Origin of the sequence: Chryseobacterium mulctrae (assembly GCF_006175945.1) — a bacterium.
GTDB classification, from domain to species: Bacteria; Bacteroidota; Bacteroidia; order Flavobacteriales; family Weeksellaceae; genus Chryseobacterium; species Chryseobacterium mulctrae.
This window is the reverse complement of the sequence record NZ_VAJL01000003.1, coordinates 25,684-41,172: the sequence shown is the minus strand read 5'-3', so window position 1 is coordinate 41,172 and position 15,489 is coordinate 25,684. Positions and strand designations below refer to the sequence as shown.

Genomic DNA, 15,489 nt, shown 5'->3' with positions numbered 1-15,489 from the left:
ATTATTTTATAGTTTTTGAGATTAATTATTTTGAAGAATTGTCTAAAATTATTCTCCCTTTTTTCCATTTGTTCAATTCTTTAAAAGCTTTTTGACATCATTTTAGTTAGTACTTACAGAGGTTGAAATCCATCCATCTTTTGAAACAATTACTTTTTTATCAAGTAGGGGTCAGTCGACGAAAAGTAAAATCCAATTTCCGGATAAATCTCGATAGTATTTATGAGTAGTTATAGAATCCCCATCTTTAAAATGAAATGTAGTTTCATTTGTAGAGATTGAAGATTCGAAATATCCAGTACGAAAGTAAATGCATGCAACCAAAAACAGGCATAGAACAGTAAGTAGGCTTCAAACCAAAAATGGGACAAAATAGTTTTTCATTGTATCGTTTTTTGAGATTATTTATAATATAAAACACTTTCCTTAGGAATAAAAAGCGTATCCTCTTTTCTTAAGTAATAATCTCCATCACCAAAATTAGTTGCAAATGAGCCTGTCAAAACTTCACCATTTATTAATTTAATAGTATCCCAACAATATCTGCTATCTTCAGCAAATTTTATTAATAAAGAATCCTCTTTGATGTCGCCTGAAGGATATAATGATGTATATTTTTCTTTATTCAAAAATAGTTTATTATTTTTCTCTTTAACAGGGTGATTATTTTTGTAATCAAATACAAGATATATGAATGATACCCCTATAATGATTCCAAGTAATAAAGTTAATAATGTTTTTTTCATATCGTTTTTTGAGATTATTTATTCTTGTGGTTTCCAATCAAGGCTATTGTAGACATATTCATCCGGAAAAGAAAAAGTAAAGCAATCGTACATATCAATACTTTCAATTTCATCATTTTTGGCTAATTCTCTAACGAATTTTACAATCGAATCTTCATTCTCAATTTTAAAATTTTCAGAGGTCATATATTCAGTTCCGTTATATTCAAATAATGCCTGTAAACCGTTTTCAAAAATTTTCATCTTCAGTATTTCATCGACAATGTTTTCATCGGAAACAAATATATCTCCAGATTCTTTGAAATGCAGAGAATGATTTCCTAATTTATAAAAAGTAATAATGCAATGTTTCATAGTATTTACATTTTAATTATTGAGTGGTTCAAGTGTTAATTAAATAAAGCAATTTGGTTCTTCAGTTAATTCTTCTATTATAACAAATTCTCTTTGTTTTACAGTAAATTTGTCTGTTCCATAATCTTGTACTAAATCAGTTTTCATATTTTCTATATCATGGAAAGAAAATAAATCGCTTACCATTAAAACTTCATTTATATTAATTTGAGGATTGCCATATTGTACATCAATCGCTGATTTATCAGATTTGAATTGTAACATGTAATTTTAATTATTAAATTATAATAACCATAGACCGTCTTCAGAAATTTCTTTATTTTCTAAAATACTTCGTCTTTTAACTTCGTATCGCAGATAGCTGTAGAGAGTTCTTTTACTCTTTATCCCAGCAGTAATTAAAATATCATTAATAGAAAGTTCTTTTACTCTAAGATCGTATGCTTTAGTTGCTTTCTTTTTGGCTTCATCATTTAGACCTTTAGGCTTCCCTCCTATTCTGCCATTTTCTCTTGCAGCTTTCATCCCGGCAATTGTACGCTCATTAATTAATTCTCTTTCATATTGCGCAACGCTACCAAATAATGTGGCAAATAATCTACCCTCCGGAGTTGTGAAATTAAATTGCATTGTATCAATTTGCAAAATGACTTCCCTTGCTGAAAATTCGTCCAAAAGAAATATTAAATCTTTTAGAGATCTAGCTAGTCTATCAATTTTAATTACAATAATAGTATCTCCAGCTCTAATTATCTCCAAAAGCTTATTAAGTTCCGTTCTTTCAATATTTTTTCCGGATATTTTCTCAAAGAATATTTTATCACATCCAAGTTTATTAAGTACCTTGATTTGGGCATCTAAATTTTGATCTTTAGTTGAAACCCTTGCGTATCCAAATTTCATAAAAATATTTATATATTTAATTAATTAATTCTAAATCAATTTTTAAATTAATTTCTAGAATTTCAAAGATTAATAGTAAAAGATCTATTCCTGGAGAAAACATTCCCTGTTCAATTTTGTTAAGTGTATTCACTTTTATATTAACAGCTGTACATATCTCTTCATTGGTAATTTGTAGTTGTTTTTTTTTATCAATGATAACCTTACCAATTGATTTTTTAATTTCATTTAGATCTGATTTTTGCATATTTTTTTTAAAAATTAATGTTGTCTACTACTATTACTATTAAAATAAAGAGGAATATAAAAATAGCCCCATCTTTAGATGTAAAGTAATCTTTGTGTGGTTTTACTTTGTATTTCATAAATTATCTGCAGAGTTTATCCACCTGCTCCGGTGTATCAATTTATTATTTGTATTCAATTAGTAATGCACTAAAGAAAATCATAAGTATTATGGAAATTCCTAGTTCCATTAATTTAAAGTATTTCTCAGGATGATTGGTAATTATATATCTGATAAGTTTTAAAGTATCATAAAGAATATAAAATATTAGAAAAACTACTATAATAAGTATATAGATAGATAGTGATTCAATTTTACCAAAGCTTATAAATTCCATGTTATTTGCAGAGTTTATCCACCTGCTCCGGTGTTTATTGTACAAATATATAAAATATTTATTAAAGTAAACCAATAAAGTAAACCTTATTTTTAAATTAGTTTATTTAAACCTCAAGATTTTAATTGTAAACTTTTTCAAAATGTAAAACACAATATAAAATATAAAAACAATCCAAATTTACTTGAATTACTCTCTAAATGTAAGTTTACTAAAAGTATCGTTTTTATAAACTATTTAATTAATAGACTACTAATCTCAATTTCACTACCTAATGCAGACAATAAAATTAATAGTTGATCTATTTTTGGGATAATTTCTCCTTTTTCAATCTTTTGAATAGTTCCTGCAGATATTTTAAGACCTAAACTAGAAGTTTTATTTTCTAATTCATATAAACTTAGATTTTCATTTATTCTTTTCCGTTGCAAAATATCTGTGATTTTATCTAAGGTCTTAGGATGTTTAGACATGTTTTTTTTATTTATCAAAAGTACTAAATATATCAAAAGCAAAAAGGTCAGCGTGAACTGACCTTAGTTAGAAATAGTATTTATTATAAACTTAAAGTTATGAGATAAGTTAATAATTCCAAAAATAATGAATATTAATAATATAAAAAAGCATTCCCGAAGGAAAGCTCTTTTTTTTTATAACATTTTCAAATTATAATCCCATTGTAAAATTATATGTTGGTGTAAGTGTTTGTTCAAGAACCGCACCTGTTGATGACGTTGCCTTTATCTTAGCTTGCAAATTTGTAATGGGTGGATTTGGTACATTCGTTACATAAGCCATTTCTGAAGTTCCTGTTCCAAAATTAGCATCTGTTACTTCATAAATGTTAGTACCATTCGTTACATTTTCTGTAAAATTATAATTCCTTGCCTGTCCCATGTGATCAAATGTAATATTGTATTCAATTTTAATGATCGTTGCCGAACCACCAGCTACAGCTTTAAATGACCTTTTGAAATCTTTTAAATATGTACGAACTCCGGAAAATTGTAATACATACCTAAAATCTACATTCATAGCCATAGCACCGACAAATGTAATTTCAGGAGCAACAACAACATTAAAAGTTGAAACAGCACTTTCATTACCATATTCGTCCTGAGCCTGAATATTATAAGTGTAATTACCCGCTTGTACTGCATTGAAATTAATACTGAATGCCCCATTAGCTCCTAAAGCATAGGGAACATATGCATTATTTGTATTTTGAATACCGTTAGTATTATTATTACTCGAAGCACTAATCCATGTTTTATATTTAATCGTTGTGTTTGTTGTTACGGGAGTCTTTTTAACAACTCCTATCAAACTCATTTGACTATTTGGTAAAACATTTAGAGCATTGATATTCATTGATTCAATCACAATTTGTCTTGCAATTACAGTTTGTTGAATATTATAACTTTTTTGAACTGTTGCATTTTTAATTGTATAATCTAATGCTCCCTGGCCAACTTGATTAGTTGCTAAAATTACTGTAAAGTTATCAATATTTGGCAGCGGATAGAACTGTCCTGTCTGTACAGCGACACCATTTAATTTAATATTACCGTTGTAAGAATTAAATTTAATTTCAAATCCTGTATTCGGTTGTCCAGCATTAGGAACAATTTTCATTAGATATGGAGTTTCATCAGATTGATAAATATTCGCAGTTCCCCCTGAAAACGTATGTGTAAACTCCGAAATTCCATATTCTAATGTAAATTTCTCTTCTTTTGATATGCCTTTGTCATTACGAGCAATCATAACTATGTCGTGAGAACCCTGTACATTTCCAACATAACTAAAAATATTTTCTTTATTCGTTAAAGTATATTCTACATTTTGTTGCAAATTTTGACCATTAAGACTTAATGTACCATTTAGTGATGAAGTGTATTTAAACTTCATCGGCACTGTTGAATAATCGTAATTGGGTACAATATTAAATTTTATCTGGTTACTTTCACCTACTGATTTTTCAATAAAGTAAGTATCTCTTTCTATTGTAAAACCAAATTGACCTCCGGTTATATCATCCCAATCTCCATCATCTTCGCAAGAATTTAAAGAAAATGTTAAGCTAAAAAAAGCAATGATTAAATAAAATAAATTTTTCATAATAAGTATTTTTTAATTGATGTAATATTTTAAACCTCCAAAAAAGGCGTAATTAGATTTTGAAAATTCACTTTTTAAGTCATAAAATTGAGTATAATTGACTAAAAATGATAGCCTTCTTACTAAGACTAGTTCAATTTCTGCAGAACCTGAAAGACCGTAAACAAATCCTTTTACCTTCGTCGGAATTTGTGCGTTAAATTTAGGATCTTTCTGATTTCCATCATTCACATTTTCGTAAGCACCAAATGCACCAAAATATGCATTTAGAAATACCGGATATAAACCTTCATAGCTATATCCTGCCGATACATTCAAACCATATTTTTGATAAGGCAGAATTTGATTATCTGTGTATCCAACCTTAGTATCTTGGTAAAATGCTTCTACTTTCCCCAATAGTCCTTTATCTCCAAATACATGATTGTAACCTGCTATTGCCATGAATGAACCTTTTTTAATAGTATCGCTTGTGGCAATGTAACCGTATTCTGCATGTATACCTGATTGATTTGACCTTCTTCCCTGTGCGTTCAATATTATGCTTAAGAATAGCATAAAAATGATTAATAATTTTGTGTTCATTGTATTTTTATTTTGTACTGTTTGCTTCTAGAATATATTTTGGTTTGATTTCTAATGTTAATGATCTTTCTCCTTCAATTTCTTTTAATGCAAATTGTATTGTTTTATTTTCTGAAATTGTAAACTTGTCAAAAACATAGATCAATTTATTTTTAGTTTTTCTAGAAAAACTTTCAGGCTGATTAGAAAAAATAGGCATAAATGTTTTTTCTTGTTCATCAGTTTCATATAAAGCTCTTCCTTTTTCAATTGGAGCCGTTATAAAAACTGCACTTTCAATATCATAATTAATGTTACTTCTGTTGTCAATTTCAAGTAAAACATAGATTTTTCCGTTTCCTGAGTAAACTCCTTTTACAAATCCTTCTATGCCATTTACTATTGCAGAATTTCTATTGTTTATATATCCTTTTTCTTTAAGAATTTTTTCTGCTGTAATTTCATATTTTGGCTTTTCTTCTTGCACATTAACAGGAACTGCTTCTACTGTATTAACTTCTACAGGTTTTTCTGTAGTTTCAATCATTGAGGGTTCTTCTTTTACATCTACAATAGGAACTGTTTTGTTTTCAACAGTCTTTTTTACATAACCCTTATTTGTTGTTTTTTTCTTGTAGACTTTCTTTTTAGTTTGTGAAAATCCTAAGAAACTTGCTAGTATAAAAACTAGAATTAATTGCTTTTTCATATTCTGTTTATTTTGAATTTAATTAAATATTATTGTGCATTCAACATTATTTGAAAGCTGTATTTTGTTTTCTTTACGTGAGTTACCTGAAGTTGCTCTTCCTATAATTCCACCTACTACCGGAATTCTACTTGCTTGGCTTTGAGCTTCATCTCTAATAATATTACCAGCCTCGTTACTACTTCCTGGTTCTCCTCTTACAAGAAGCCCATTACCTCCGTCATACCCTACCACTCTAGCATTAATTGGTATAACTTTTCCATTTACTTTAATTGTATTAAAATTGACAACTATTCTATTGTCATTAATCATTGAAGTTCCTGTAATAACTTGTCCTTTTTTAACTGATTCAGAACCAATTGTGAAATTTTCCAAAAGTACGAATGACATGCTCCTTCCATTGGATGCATATCCTGATGAAATTAATTTTCCTCGTACTGATTTCCCTACTTTAGCAACATTTCTATCATTTGGTGTTGATACCGATTGGGATGGTGTATTAAATTGTGTTTCGAAGTTTATATTATCTTCTACTGGCGGTGCAGCTTGATAAGTATTACTGTTTTTTCTTTTTGGAGAAGCTTGTGGTTTTGTAATAACATTCCCTAATTCACTATATCCAATATTAGATCCTGATGGTACATCATTACTCCACATGGATGAATTACCATATGTACTATGACTATTAGTAGGTGATGAATTACTTAGTGACTTCTTACGCATTTGGTCAAATTCTGCATCACTAAATCCAGCATTTTCATTAGTCTTACTAGAAGATGTGCTACTATTAGAAAGATTTAGAGCATCTGTTGTCTGCTTTGCATAATTTAAGGAATCGGATAACTTCTTATCATATGCATCTATCTTAGTTCCTCCTTCTAATATACTATCATGATTTGTTGGTACTTCAAAGTTTAATCTGGATGCATCATCACCAACCATTACTACTTTGTCATTTCTCTCATCATTTTTATCACCTGATCCAAACATAAAATAAAGAAATATACAGGTTGCAATTAATGCCACACAAACGACAATGGCATTCTTTATTTTTTTGTCTTTAAGAAGTTCTTGAAAATTAATTGCCATCTTGTTGTGTATTTTGGTTTGTCTGTAAATTAGCCTGGTTCTGTTGTCTATTTATAATTGAATCAGATTTTATGGTTCTATTATCTGTAATAGTTAAATTTGCTTCAAGGCCATGTGGATTTTTCTGCATTACTCTTGGAACATCATACATTTCACCTTGAGTCCATAATCGTCTAACTTCAACAATATTAAATCTTCGTATAAATTGCCTTCCGTATGCCTTGAATTGATATGGCTTTTCATGTGCATCTATTTTTACTGAGTCAATTACTGAAGAAATATCAAGGTTATTTTGGACAACATTGTTATACCATTGAGCTTCTTTATAGGTTTGAAAAAGAAGTCTTCCTTTTTCGCCCATAACATTTAGACCCTTGTTAACCTGGCTTCGATAATTTCCTGAATTGTAAGTAAAAAAAGTATTATAAATAATTCTTACATTATTATCAATTTCAACCTCTTTTTGCCCTTCTATATCCTGTTTAAATGCTGTTGCAATATTCCCTCCTTTATCCATTACATATATATTTGATGTGGCTAACGAGTAAAAATAGAAGAGACAACCTACACTTACCAATACTGTTAATAAAGAGAAAGAAATAACAAATAACATTATTTTTCGTAGTTTATTTGCTGAATCATCTGATTGCTGAAAGTATTTTTTAATATTTTCTAATTTTGTATTTTCCATAAATCTTTTATCCTTTTAATGATTCACCTGCTTTTCCAGCAATTCCTCCTGCTGCACTTGCTCCACCTACTGCTGCACTTGCTCCGCCAGTTAATACTCCTGATGCCACTTGGCCACCTGCATTAGCTGCTGAACCTGCCACACTCGTAGACATCATAACCATAGTAGGTGCTGCTGAAAACATATCACCAGAATTTCCACCTCCTAACCAATATCCAATTACATTTGGAACTTTTGAAAGTAAGATCAGTTTTAAAATAGTTGTTGCAAGAGCTGAAATTACTAAAAAGGTCATTTTCATTAATAACTCAGGATCTATAGGCATTCCAATCATACTTGGAAGATCTACATTACCTATTTTTGCTACAATTGCCAAAAAAATCTGATCAGATACATAAATCATAATAGAGCCAACAGGTATCCATAAATAAACTGAAATATAAGTTCTAAGCCAGTTAGTAAAAGTTCCTTTAAATGTTGGGAAGAAGTACAGAGCTAAAGCTACTATACCTCCAATTCTCAAAAGGTTAATCCATATATATGAGAATGCATTAAAGAGCATAATAATGACTGTATTAAAAACATGAGTAAAAAACATTATTGTTTTTAATATCAAAATTTCAGGATTATTCATAATATCTACTATTGTAGATATTTTGTCTTTTATTTTTGAAAAGTTAAAGAACGAACTATCTTCCTCTAGAGTTGTGGGAGGAAGTTGTTCCTGTACTCCACTTGATGGAATTGAACTCCATTTTGAGATAATATTTTGATAGGCTGCTGTACTTTTACTATCCTTTGGAGTTGCTGTTTGAAACTCTTGTTGAATTGCTAATAGCCCACTATCTAATTGACTGTTTATTGTATTCCAATTAAGTAATATAGCTGCATAAATTAGAGGTGGCCCAAACAATTTTGGAGTTATTTGTTCGCTCCCGGAGAATACAGCTGTTATTTTAGTTACAAAATAAAAGACAAGTGCAATATATCCAAGACCTTTAACTCCTGAAGTAATTTTTTCTAATCCTCCGGATTGAAAAATGTTATTCACTATAGAAGAAACTTCTATGTTTTCTATTCCTGATGTAAGTAAAGTAAGCATACTTTTATTTTAAGATTGGTGTTCCGTATATTGATTGACGGTTTACTGCAGTTTGATTTTTTTGATAAGCTTCCGAACTAATATTATATATACTTGCTCGCAATCCTGATAATTTTGAATTGATATCCTGTAATAATTTAATTCTTTCAAAGGATGAAAGTTTTAGAAAATCTGATTTCATAATATTTGAGAAAAAATCTACAGTTTTCTGATTGTTGTTGACAATGTTCGCTAATCTATTTAACGAATTTTGAACATACTGAGGATTCAATGTTTTATAGCTTCTTAAAGAATTAGCTGCATTTCTATAGTCACTCACAATTCCAACTGCATTTTTCTGAATATCGGTAACAACATTTAAGGTTCTGACTGCATTATCCACTTTTTCAACGGTCTCTTTAACCCATTTTCCTTGTGATTGTAATTGTTTTACCGTGTTTGCTGCCTGAACAATTGTTTTAGAATTAGAAACAGCTTGTTCCTGCGTTAAAGATGCAAGTAAGCCTGCTACTGCTGGATCTTCAACTACCCATTGAGAATATACTGATGAACAAGTCACCGAGAATAGTATTAAAAATAACTTTTTCATATCGTAATTTTTAGAGTTAAACAAATATAATAATTTTACCTGAAATAAATACGGTTAAATTGAAAAATCCGTAATTAATTTAGTTTTGTTAATCTCTACATCTATATAACTATTTATTGCAGGTATCATTTTTTTCTTGTGATAGCTATATAAAGTATTAAATGTTTTTAATTTCTTTTTGTCACTTTCATATATGGCCAAGCAAGGTTTTGCAACCTCTAATCTCAAAATTTTAGCATTACTACTGCCCTTTTTTAACAGGAATTCAGTGTAAGCTAATGGATCTATAGAAGTTGGTTTTGTATTGTTTTTAATGGATAACAACATACTTACATCTGCATTGCTTAATGAGAGTTTTTTTTGTAAAATGGGAACATCACCTAATACATCTCTATGATCAAGAATATATTTCAATGCCATATTCCCCAGTATCGCCCCCTCATTAGCTTCTCCCAGGATAAGTAAATCTGTAATCTGTTGTATGGCTATACCTACGGAACCATCGAATTTACGTATCGTTTTAAATAGATATTTTAAGAGGTTCACCATTCCCTTCTTCTCGAGTACCTTCCAAGCTTCATCAACAAAAAATTCCTTTTCAGTATCATCTTTTTTCCACATTGTATTAAATACCAGATCCGAAATAATCATTCCAAATATTGGAAATAAGATTGGGTGGTCTTTAATATTATCTAATTCGAATTCAACATATTTTTTACTTTCAAATGTTCTTGGTTCTCCTGTAATAAACAGGCTACTATACATTCCTGATGCATACTTTTCTAAATTAAGTATTAAAGAATCTAAATTGAACAGACCAAATGTTTCTTCTTTTATTTGGGAAGAATTTTCTTTTATAAAGTTGTAGAATTTAGGTAATGAATTATTATCAAAATTTTTGACTTTGTACAATCTGTTATCTTCATCAGCTTCTATTTCATCCAAAGAAAGATCTTCTATTTCATAAAACTTGATGATAATTTTGTCTAATGATGATTTTTCATCATTGCTAAGATCCTCTCCTGTTTTCCATAGCAGTCCAATAAATTCAGTTAGAAACTCAATTTTTCCCGTGCTAATCTGTTTATTAAATACCCAAAAAGGATTTAATTCTAATGGCTGCCCTTCTTTGTATTCAAAATATAGAGTGTCCTCCGGATACATCCTGCAAAGTTTATCATCACCTCCGACATTTAACACTACAGTATTATTAACTGGATTTTCTATATTTTGTCTTAGCTTACTTTTCGATAAAAAAGATTTTCCTCCTCCTGATGGAGCAACTATTATATAATTTCTGTTAAGAATTTCCTTTGTTTCATAGGGTTTATGAAAAACATCAATATACAATGGGACATTAGATATTCTATCATTGAAGAGGATTCCCGATTCATCAGACTTATAATTAGTTTCTGTTGTAAAATAACATAAAGAAATGTCCAAATATGATAGGAAAGTTTCTTCAACTGGCAACAAAGCACCATTTCCCAAATGATTAGCCAAATAAATATAATCTCTATCAAAATGAGAATTATTATAAGGAATAATATCCATTTGCGAATAATACCCAGTTACCTTATTTGTAATATTTTTTAGTTCTTCTTTGTCATCTGACCAAAAAACAAGGTTAGTATGCATACGGACAATTTTAACATTATCCTTTTCTACGCTATCTAGAAAAATATTATTTTGATCTGCTAATGATCGGTTTTTTCTACTTAACAATCTAGATGATCCTAAACGCTTACTATTTAATTCAAGCTGTTTCTTCACTTTGGTCTGATCCTCTATAAAGATGAATTGGTTATAGATATGGTCTTTTTTAAAATCCAAAGCTAAAGGATAGCAATATGATCTAAAAAATTGAGAACTATCTGTTGATCTTTTTCGATCAAGAACACAATTATTTAGCATTCCATCTTTTTGCTGGCCATCATCCCGCAGGGAGAAAATTTTAATATAATTGTCTCCAATCCTAAAATCATTTCCTGATGAAACATAGTCTCCAACTTCATCCTTAAATAAAGTGTATTCATCCAAGATAATCTCATATATCTCATCTTCTGTTAGCGGAACAGCTTTTAATAAAGTTGATGAATTAATCACACTTATAGATTGTTCAACACTATTCAGAAAACTCTCAATCTCATCCATTGATGCTACCGTGTTTTTTTTAGATAGTATTGAAAGTTTATCATAGTTTTTCCTAAGCGTAGGAATATCCGGAAGAATAAAGGAAAGAATACAATCATGGCTCATGTAAATTCTACCTTTAAAATGTTCTGCAGTACTGTTCTGAAGATAAGTCTCTGTTTTAAGATTTTCAGAATTGTAAATTTTTTGTTTAAAAATATCTTTTTTATGGAGAACAGTTCCTTCCGGAAGAACCATTAATGCTTTTAGAAAATCAGAATGGATCAAATCAAACTCAGGCTCACCCATCGTGAATATCTCTGGAAGATGAATCCTATAACAAACAGCAACATCTTTGGATTTGTTTTTTATAACATTTCCATCTATTGCAGCTATCTTATTAAATTGTGCAAAATGATCTGTTTTAGGTGGGTTAATCATCATTTAAAGTTTTATTAATAATTTTTTAATTTACTGTTACGAGATATACGAAGACAAACTTTTTTATTACCTTTTAAAGACTGGTAATTAAAATCCTTTTAATTTTTGTATTAGTAAATTTTTGGATATATACTATCTAATTAGATAATATTATTTAGTAAAGTATGTCTAATTTTCATCGTTTTTTTTCATCGTTTTTTTTAGCTCTGACAGTCCAATTTTAGTACCATCAAAATGTTCTAAATACCTTTTCATAAATTTTGATAAAAAATCATTTCCATGATCCTTTTCCATTTTACCAAGAAAGGCATATGTTAAGCCAATAACAGGAACAATAACTAGAAGTGTCACAAACCCCCTTATTAAAAATATGGAGATAATGAGTTCAATAATTACAATCATAAATGATTTCAAACTCAAACCAAAATATAATGGTTCCTTACCGATGTTTTTAATAACTGGAAAGTTTTTCATTGATTTATTTTAAAAATTCATCAATTAGGATAAAAGCTACTGCTCCAAAAATTAATGCTCCAATATAATTCATTAAAGCCTTTTTTCCAGAAGAACCATCATCTGTTTGCATTTTAAAATAAGTAAGGACAGCACCACCAATAGCAGCAAGACCAATAATGGATTTACCAACAGTTCTGGCAGTTCCTTTCCACTTAGAAATTTCCCCATTAATGTCTGCAAACATCATTTCAGGAGTTAATAGCAATAGAATAACAAACATTCCTGTAACAATTCTAAGCGTTTTTTTGTAATTTAATTCATTTTTCATTGTTTAATATTTTATTTTTTAATTATCATTTTCTTCAACTTCTTCAAAGTCAAAATTGAAATCTAGAGTGCTATCTGTTGTACTATTTAAATCTTCGGTAAAACTAAATGATTTTTCGTTATGAACCGTAAATATTTCATCTTTTTGAAGTGTTTTTTCTTCATTTTCAATTACTTTTTCCTCTACTTCATCCTCTACATTGTCTAGATCATTAAAAATATCATTTGTATTCTCAGCATAAGAGTTAGCAAACTTAAAGCTCTTGAACTCATCCATTAAATCATCATCATCAGATTCTCCTTGTGAAATTTGTTCCAATTGATTTGATATTTTATTATGTAAAGAAACATCAAGTATCTTATATAATTCTGTCTCACCCTTATCCGAAACTATTTCACTTATTGAAGTCAGCTCACTCAACGATGGTTGATTTTCTTGGTCACTAATTGTATCAAAATCTATTTCGATATCATCAAAAGCGGATCCTGTACTAATTGATATGTTTTCAAGTCCGGCAGCTTTAGTATTTTCTTCTTTTATCAAATCAGGCTCTTCAGTTTGAACTGTTAAAGAATTAATATTTGAATAGCGTCTGACTATTTTTTTAATTGCTTTTTTTGTGGTATCAATTTCAACTGTTTGATTATTTCTGACATCAAAACTTAAATTTTGGTCACCAGGCAATTGTTCTATCTCATTTTTTACAGTTTGTGAAATTTTCGGCATTGTTTTATTTTCTTCTCCTTTATTTAGATGCCTTTTTATGTAGAAAATAGTTATTAGAACAACTGTTATTATAAAGAACATTACATATAGCAACATATCTTATAGTTTAAATTCTTCACTATGTTTATTGTAGAAGTCTAAAATTAAACTACTCATTACTTTATATCCAGGAACCTCAGAAGACAAAGAAATAATTTTTAAGGCTCTATTGGCTTCATTTGATATTTTGGTATTTGTAGTATCAGAATACTCAAGATCATTATTCTTTTGAAGAATTTTTTTTACAGATGGTGAAAATTTTGCGAGAGTATCAATTTCTTTTTTAGGTTTTTTTTTGGAGAAGTAGAGCTAGTATTTCTATTTTTATATTTAGAAGAAACATTCTTATTTACTGAATGGTTTTCACTCTCTCCTATTGGCTTTTCTTCGGGTTCTCCTTCATTGTTAATAATCTTCCCGATCTCATTAGATTTTTTTTCAACAATATTTTCTGCTGAATCATCTACTAAAGAGTTTCCTAAGTTTGACAGGTAATCTTTTTTACTCATATCTTTTTCTATCTTTTATTGATTAATTGTGAATTCGTCTGGAAATAAAATAGACATAATTTCCTCAACAAATTTTACTGGACTTTTTGCTAACGGAACACCACTAACAATATTGACTGTAGAAACTTCCATTTCTAACTTTTTATTTTCATGAATTGAGTTTTTCATTTTATTGATTCCTCTCTTCTTAAACATATTTTCTAAAAATTCCCACTCCATTTTAGTTGTATTTTCATTGTACTTAAAAAAGTAGGCATAATGATCCTTTAAACGTGATGAATTAGGAGAATCAATTTGACTGTTTTTTATTCCACGCAGGACTTTTTCAAAATCAAAAGCACTCTTGAAATTCTTTTCTTCTGAATAGAAAGGAATGAATATATAGTCTAGAATTAATAGAATGAAAGAAATTTCTTTAAAGTCTAATGTACCAGGGAAATCAATGAAGACAATATCATATTGTTTTTCAAGATCAAGAATCTTTTCTATTACGTTGTCATCTTTAAATGAATAAGCAAAGATTGGAAACAAAGACTTTCCTTCTTCGTCTAGCTTCTTAAGCATTTTTGCTTCTCTCATCTGAGGTAACAGCTGGCCATTATTCTGATTTGCTAAATTCTGAATATATTCTAATTCATCTTTCCTTTTATTGAAAAGTGATTTTTGGATATCTACATCAACAACACAAATTTTCTTATTAAAATAGTAGTTGATGTATGTGGCACCTAACATTGTAGAAGATGTTTTACCGGATCCTCCTTTTTGTGAACTGAATGATACTATCATATTATTTACGCTTTATAATTAATTTAAAAATTGCAACAAAGAGATTAATGAATGTTGCTATACAATTAAATATCACACGTACCGTAAAATGAAACATTAAAGCAAAAGCATTTTCCATAATATTAAATTTTAATTAAACATAAATTGAATATATATAGCTACAAATATATAAATAAATTAAGACACTAATTTTTAAAGGAATTAATAAATTAATATATACATATACAAATGTATTAAAAAATTTTGATATAAAGAAATAAAAATATTAAAATATTTATAAATTAAAATATAAATAAATTAAGACATAAAGGAACTAATATATTTTTTTAAAAAGTTTGATCAAAGGAATTAATATATAAAGATATTTATATGTAATATTGCAAAATAGTAAAATAAGATATAAAGGAATTTATATATAAATAAATTTATTTGCTGTTATTTTCAAAAAGATCCTTTAATATATAAATATATTAAGATATTTTTTTCGTAAGTTTGTGTTTAAACATAGCAAGTTGTGTTTTTCTGCAAGAAAAACCTCCTTGTCCTGCGGAGCAAGTTGAATAATATGCTCGTTCCAGTC

General features: G+C 28.8%; 19 protein-coding genes. All 19 read right to left on the bottom strand.

The features are described 5' to 3' along the window. Positions 1 to 401 precede the first annotated feature (401 nt). The 19 genes from FDY99_RS22765 to FDY99_RS22675 all read right to left on the bottom strand — a co-directional run bounded on the left by FDY99_RS22765 (position 402) and on the right by FDY99_RS22675 (position 14,909). Positions 402 to 746 carry a hypothetical protein gene (locus FDY99_RS22765; protein WP_139423957.1) on the bottom strand — a complete coding sequence of 115 codons (345 nt, stop codon included), beginning with the start codon at positions 744 to 746 and terminating at the stop codon, positions 402 to 404. Positions 747 to 764: 18 nt separating this feature from the next. After that, positions 765 to 1,100 carry a hypothetical protein gene (locus FDY99_RS22760; RefSeq protein WP_139423956.1) on the bottom strand — a complete coding sequence of 112 codons (336 nt, stop codon included), beginning with the start codon at positions 1,098 to 1,100 and terminating at the stop codon, positions 765 to 767. A gap of 39 nt (positions 1,101 to 1,139) precedes the next feature. Beyond that, a complete protein-coding gene (locus FDY99_RS22755) occupies positions 1,140 to 1,364 on the bottom strand; it encodes a hypothetical protein (RefSeq protein ID WP_139423955.1) in 225 nt (74 codons plus the stop codon). Between the two features lie 18 nt (positions 1,365 to 1,382). Further along, positions 1,383 to 2,003 carry a recombinase family protein gene (locus FDY99_RS22750; RefSeq protein WP_139423954.1) on the bottom strand — a complete coding sequence of 207 codons (621 nt, stop codon included), beginning with the start codon at positions 2,001 to 2,003 and terminating at the stop codon, positions 1,383 to 1,385. 16 nt (positions 2,004 to 2,019) lie between these two features. Then, entirely contained in the window at positions 2,020 to 2,250 is a 231-nt protein-coding gene (locus FDY99_RS22745; protein WP_139423953.1) for a helix-turn-helix domain-containing protein, read from the bottom strand. A 609-nt stretch (positions 2,251 to 2,859) separates the two neighbouring features. Further along, positions 2,860 to 3,099, bottom strand: coding sequence for a helix-turn-helix domain-containing protein (locus tag FDY99_RS22740; protein WP_139423952.1), 240 nt, complete (start codon positions 3,097 to 3,099; stop codon positions 2,860 to 2,862). Positions 3,100 to 3,292: 193 nt separating this feature from the next. Then, entirely contained in the window at positions 3,293 to 4,747 is a 1,455-nt protein-coding gene (locus FDY99_RS22735; RefSeq protein ID WP_139423951.1) for a hypothetical protein, read from the bottom strand. Positions 4,748 to 4,759: 12 nt separating this feature from the next. Continuing rightward, on the bottom strand, positions 4,760 to 5,332 hold the full coding sequence (locus tag FDY99_RS22730; protein ID WP_139423950.1) for a hypothetical protein: 573 nt from the start codon (positions 5,330 to 5,332) through the stop codon (positions 4,760 to 4,762). A gap of 7 nt (positions 5,333 to 5,339) precedes the next feature. Beyond that, the gene (locus tag FDY99_RS22725) at positions 5,340 to 6,020 is read right to left on the bottom strand and encodes a DUF4138 domain-containing protein (protein WP_139423949.1); all 681 of its coding nucleotides are present in this window, start codon (positions 6,018 to 6,020) and stop codon (positions 5,340 to 5,342) included. An 18-nt stretch (positions 6,021 to 6,038) separates the two neighbouring features. Then, positions 6,039 to 7,109, bottom strand: coding sequence for a conjugative transposon protein TraM (gene traM / locus FDY99_RS22720; protein WP_139423948.1), 1,071 nt, complete (start codon positions 7,107 to 7,109; stop codon positions 6,039 to 6,041). Next, positions 7,099 to 7,800, bottom strand: a complete 702-nt coding sequence (locus FDY99_RS22715) for a hypothetical protein (protein ID WP_139423947.1) — start codon at positions 7,798 to 7,800, stop codon at positions 7,099 to 7,101. Before FDY99_RS22715 ends, traM begins: the two co-directional genes overlap by 11 nt. 7 nt (positions 7,801 to 7,807) lie before the next feature. Beyond that, positions 7,808 to 8,902 (bottom strand): hypothetical protein, encoded by a 1,095-nt coding sequence (locus tag FDY99_RS22710; RefSeq protein ID WP_139423946.1) that lies wholly within the window; start codon positions 8,900 to 8,902, stop codon positions 7,808 to 7,810. A gap of 4 nt (positions 8,903 to 8,906) precedes the next feature. Beyond that, positions 8,907 to 9,491 (bottom strand): hypothetical protein, encoded by a 585-nt coding sequence (locus tag FDY99_RS22705; protein WP_139423945.1) that lies wholly within the window; start codon positions 9,489 to 9,491, stop codon positions 8,907 to 8,909. A 54-nt stretch (positions 9,492 to 9,545) separates the two neighbouring features. Beyond that, positions 9,546 to 12,068, bottom strand: coding sequence for a TraG family conjugative transposon ATPase (locus FDY99_RS22700; RefSeq protein WP_139423944.1), 2,523 nt, complete (start codon positions 12,066 to 12,068; stop codon positions 9,546 to 9,548). A gap of 165 nt (positions 12,069 to 12,233) precedes the next feature. After that, a complete protein-coding gene (locus tag FDY99_RS22695) occupies positions 12,234 to 12,539 on the bottom strand; it encodes a hypothetical protein (protein WP_139423943.1) in 306 nt (101 codons plus the stop codon). A 4-nt stretch (positions 12,540 to 12,543) separates the two neighbouring features. After that, a complete protein-coding gene (locus FDY99_RS22690) occupies positions 12,544 to 12,849 on the bottom strand; it encodes a DUF4134 domain-containing protein (RefSeq protein ID WP_139423942.1) in 306 nt (101 codons plus the stop codon). An 18-nt stretch (positions 12,850 to 12,867) separates the two neighbouring features. Continuing rightward, entirely contained in the window at positions 12,868 to 13,575 is a 708-nt protein-coding gene (locus FDY99_RS22685; RefSeq protein ID WP_139423941.1) for a hypothetical protein, read from the bottom strand. Positions 13,576 to 13,856: 281 nt separating this feature from the next. Continuing rightward, positions 13,857 to 14,123 carry a hypothetical protein gene (locus FDY99_RS22680; protein WP_139423940.1) on the bottom strand — a complete coding sequence of 89 codons (267 nt, stop codon included), beginning with the start codon at positions 14,121 to 14,123 and terminating at the stop codon, positions 13,857 to 13,859. Between the two features lie 15 nt (positions 14,124 to 14,138). Next, positions 14,139 to 14,909, bottom strand: a complete 771-nt coding sequence (locus tag FDY99_RS22675) for a ParA family protein (RefSeq protein WP_139423939.1) — start codon at positions 14,907 to 14,909, stop codon at positions 14,139 to 14,141. Positions 14,910 to 15,489: the final 580 nt, after the last annotated feature.

Bases quoted from the DNA above. Each gene is read 5' to 3' on its own strand.
- FDY99_RS22705 (WP_139423945.1), bottom strand. From the start codon at position 9,491: ATGAAAAAGTTATTTTTAATACTATTCTCGGTGACTTGTTCATCAGTA.
- FDY99_RS22760 (WP_139423956.1), bottom strand. From the start codon at position 1,100: ATGAAACATTGCATTATTACTTTTTATAAATTAGGAAATCATTCTCTG.
- FDY99_RS22690 (WP_139423942.1), bottom strand. From the start codon at position 12,849: ATGAAAAATGAATTAAATTACAAAAAAACGCTTAGAATTGTTACAGGA.
- FDY99_RS22695 (WP_139423943.1), bottom strand. From the start codon at position 12,539: ATGAAAAACTTTCCAGTTATTAAAAACATCGGTAAGGAACCATTATAT.
- FDY99_RS22750 (WP_139423954.1), bottom strand. From the start codon at position 2,003: ATGAAATTTGGATACGCAAGGGTTTCAACTAAAGATCAAAATTTAGAT.
- FDY99_RS22675 (WP_139423939.1), bottom strand. From the start codon at position 14,909: ATGATAGTATCATTCAGTTCACAAAAAGGAGGATCCGGTAAAACATCT.
- FDY99_RS22685 (WP_139423941.1), bottom strand. From the start codon at position 13,575: ATGCCGAAAATTTCACAAACTGTAAAAAATGAGATAGAACAATTGCCT.
- FDY99_RS22715 (WP_139423947.1), bottom strand. From the start codon at position 7,800: ATGGAAAATACAAAATTAGAAAATATTAAAAAATACTTTCAGCAATCA.
- FDY99_RS22765 (WP_139423957.1), bottom strand. From the start codon at position 746: ATGAAAAAAACATTATTAACTTTATTACTTGGAATCATTATAGGGGTA.
- FDY99_RS22700 (WP_139423944.1), bottom strand. From the start codon at position 12,068: ATGATGATTAACCCACCTAAAACAGATCATTTTGCACAATTTAATAAG.
- FDY99_RS22740 (WP_139423952.1), bottom strand. From the start codon at position 3,099: ATGTCTAAACATCCTAAGACCTTAGATAAAATCACAGATATTTTGCAA.
- FDY99_RS22745 (WP_139423953.1), bottom strand. From the start codon at position 2,250: ATGCAAAAATCAGATCTAAATGAAATTAAAAAATCAATTGGTAAGGTT.
- traM (WP_139423948.1), bottom strand. From the start codon at position 7,109: ATGGCAATTAATTTTCAAGAACTTCTTAAAGACAAAAAAATAAAGAAT.
- FDY99_RS22680 (WP_139423940.1), bottom strand. From the start codon at position 14,123: ATGAGTAAAAAAGATTACCTGTCAAACTTAGGAAACTCTTTAGTAGAT.
- FDY99_RS22710 (WP_139423946.1), bottom strand. From the start codon at position 8,902: ATGCTTACTTTACTTACATCAGGAATAGAAAACATAGAAGTTTCTTCT.
- FDY99_RS22755 (WP_139423955.1), bottom strand. From the start codon at position 1,364: ATGTTACAATTCAAATCTGATAAATCAGCGATTGATGTACAATATGGC.
- FDY99_RS22735 (WP_139423951.1), bottom strand. From the start codon at position 4,747: ATGAAAAATTTATTTTATTTAATCATTGCTTTTTTTAGCTTAACATTT.
- FDY99_RS22725 (WP_139423949.1), bottom strand. From the start codon at position 6,020: ATGAAAAAGCAATTAATTCTAGTTTTTATACTAGCAAGTTTCTTAGGA.
- FDY99_RS22730 (WP_139423950.1), bottom strand. From the start codon at position 5,332: ATGAACACAAAATTATTAATCATTTTTATGCTATTCTTAAGCATAATA.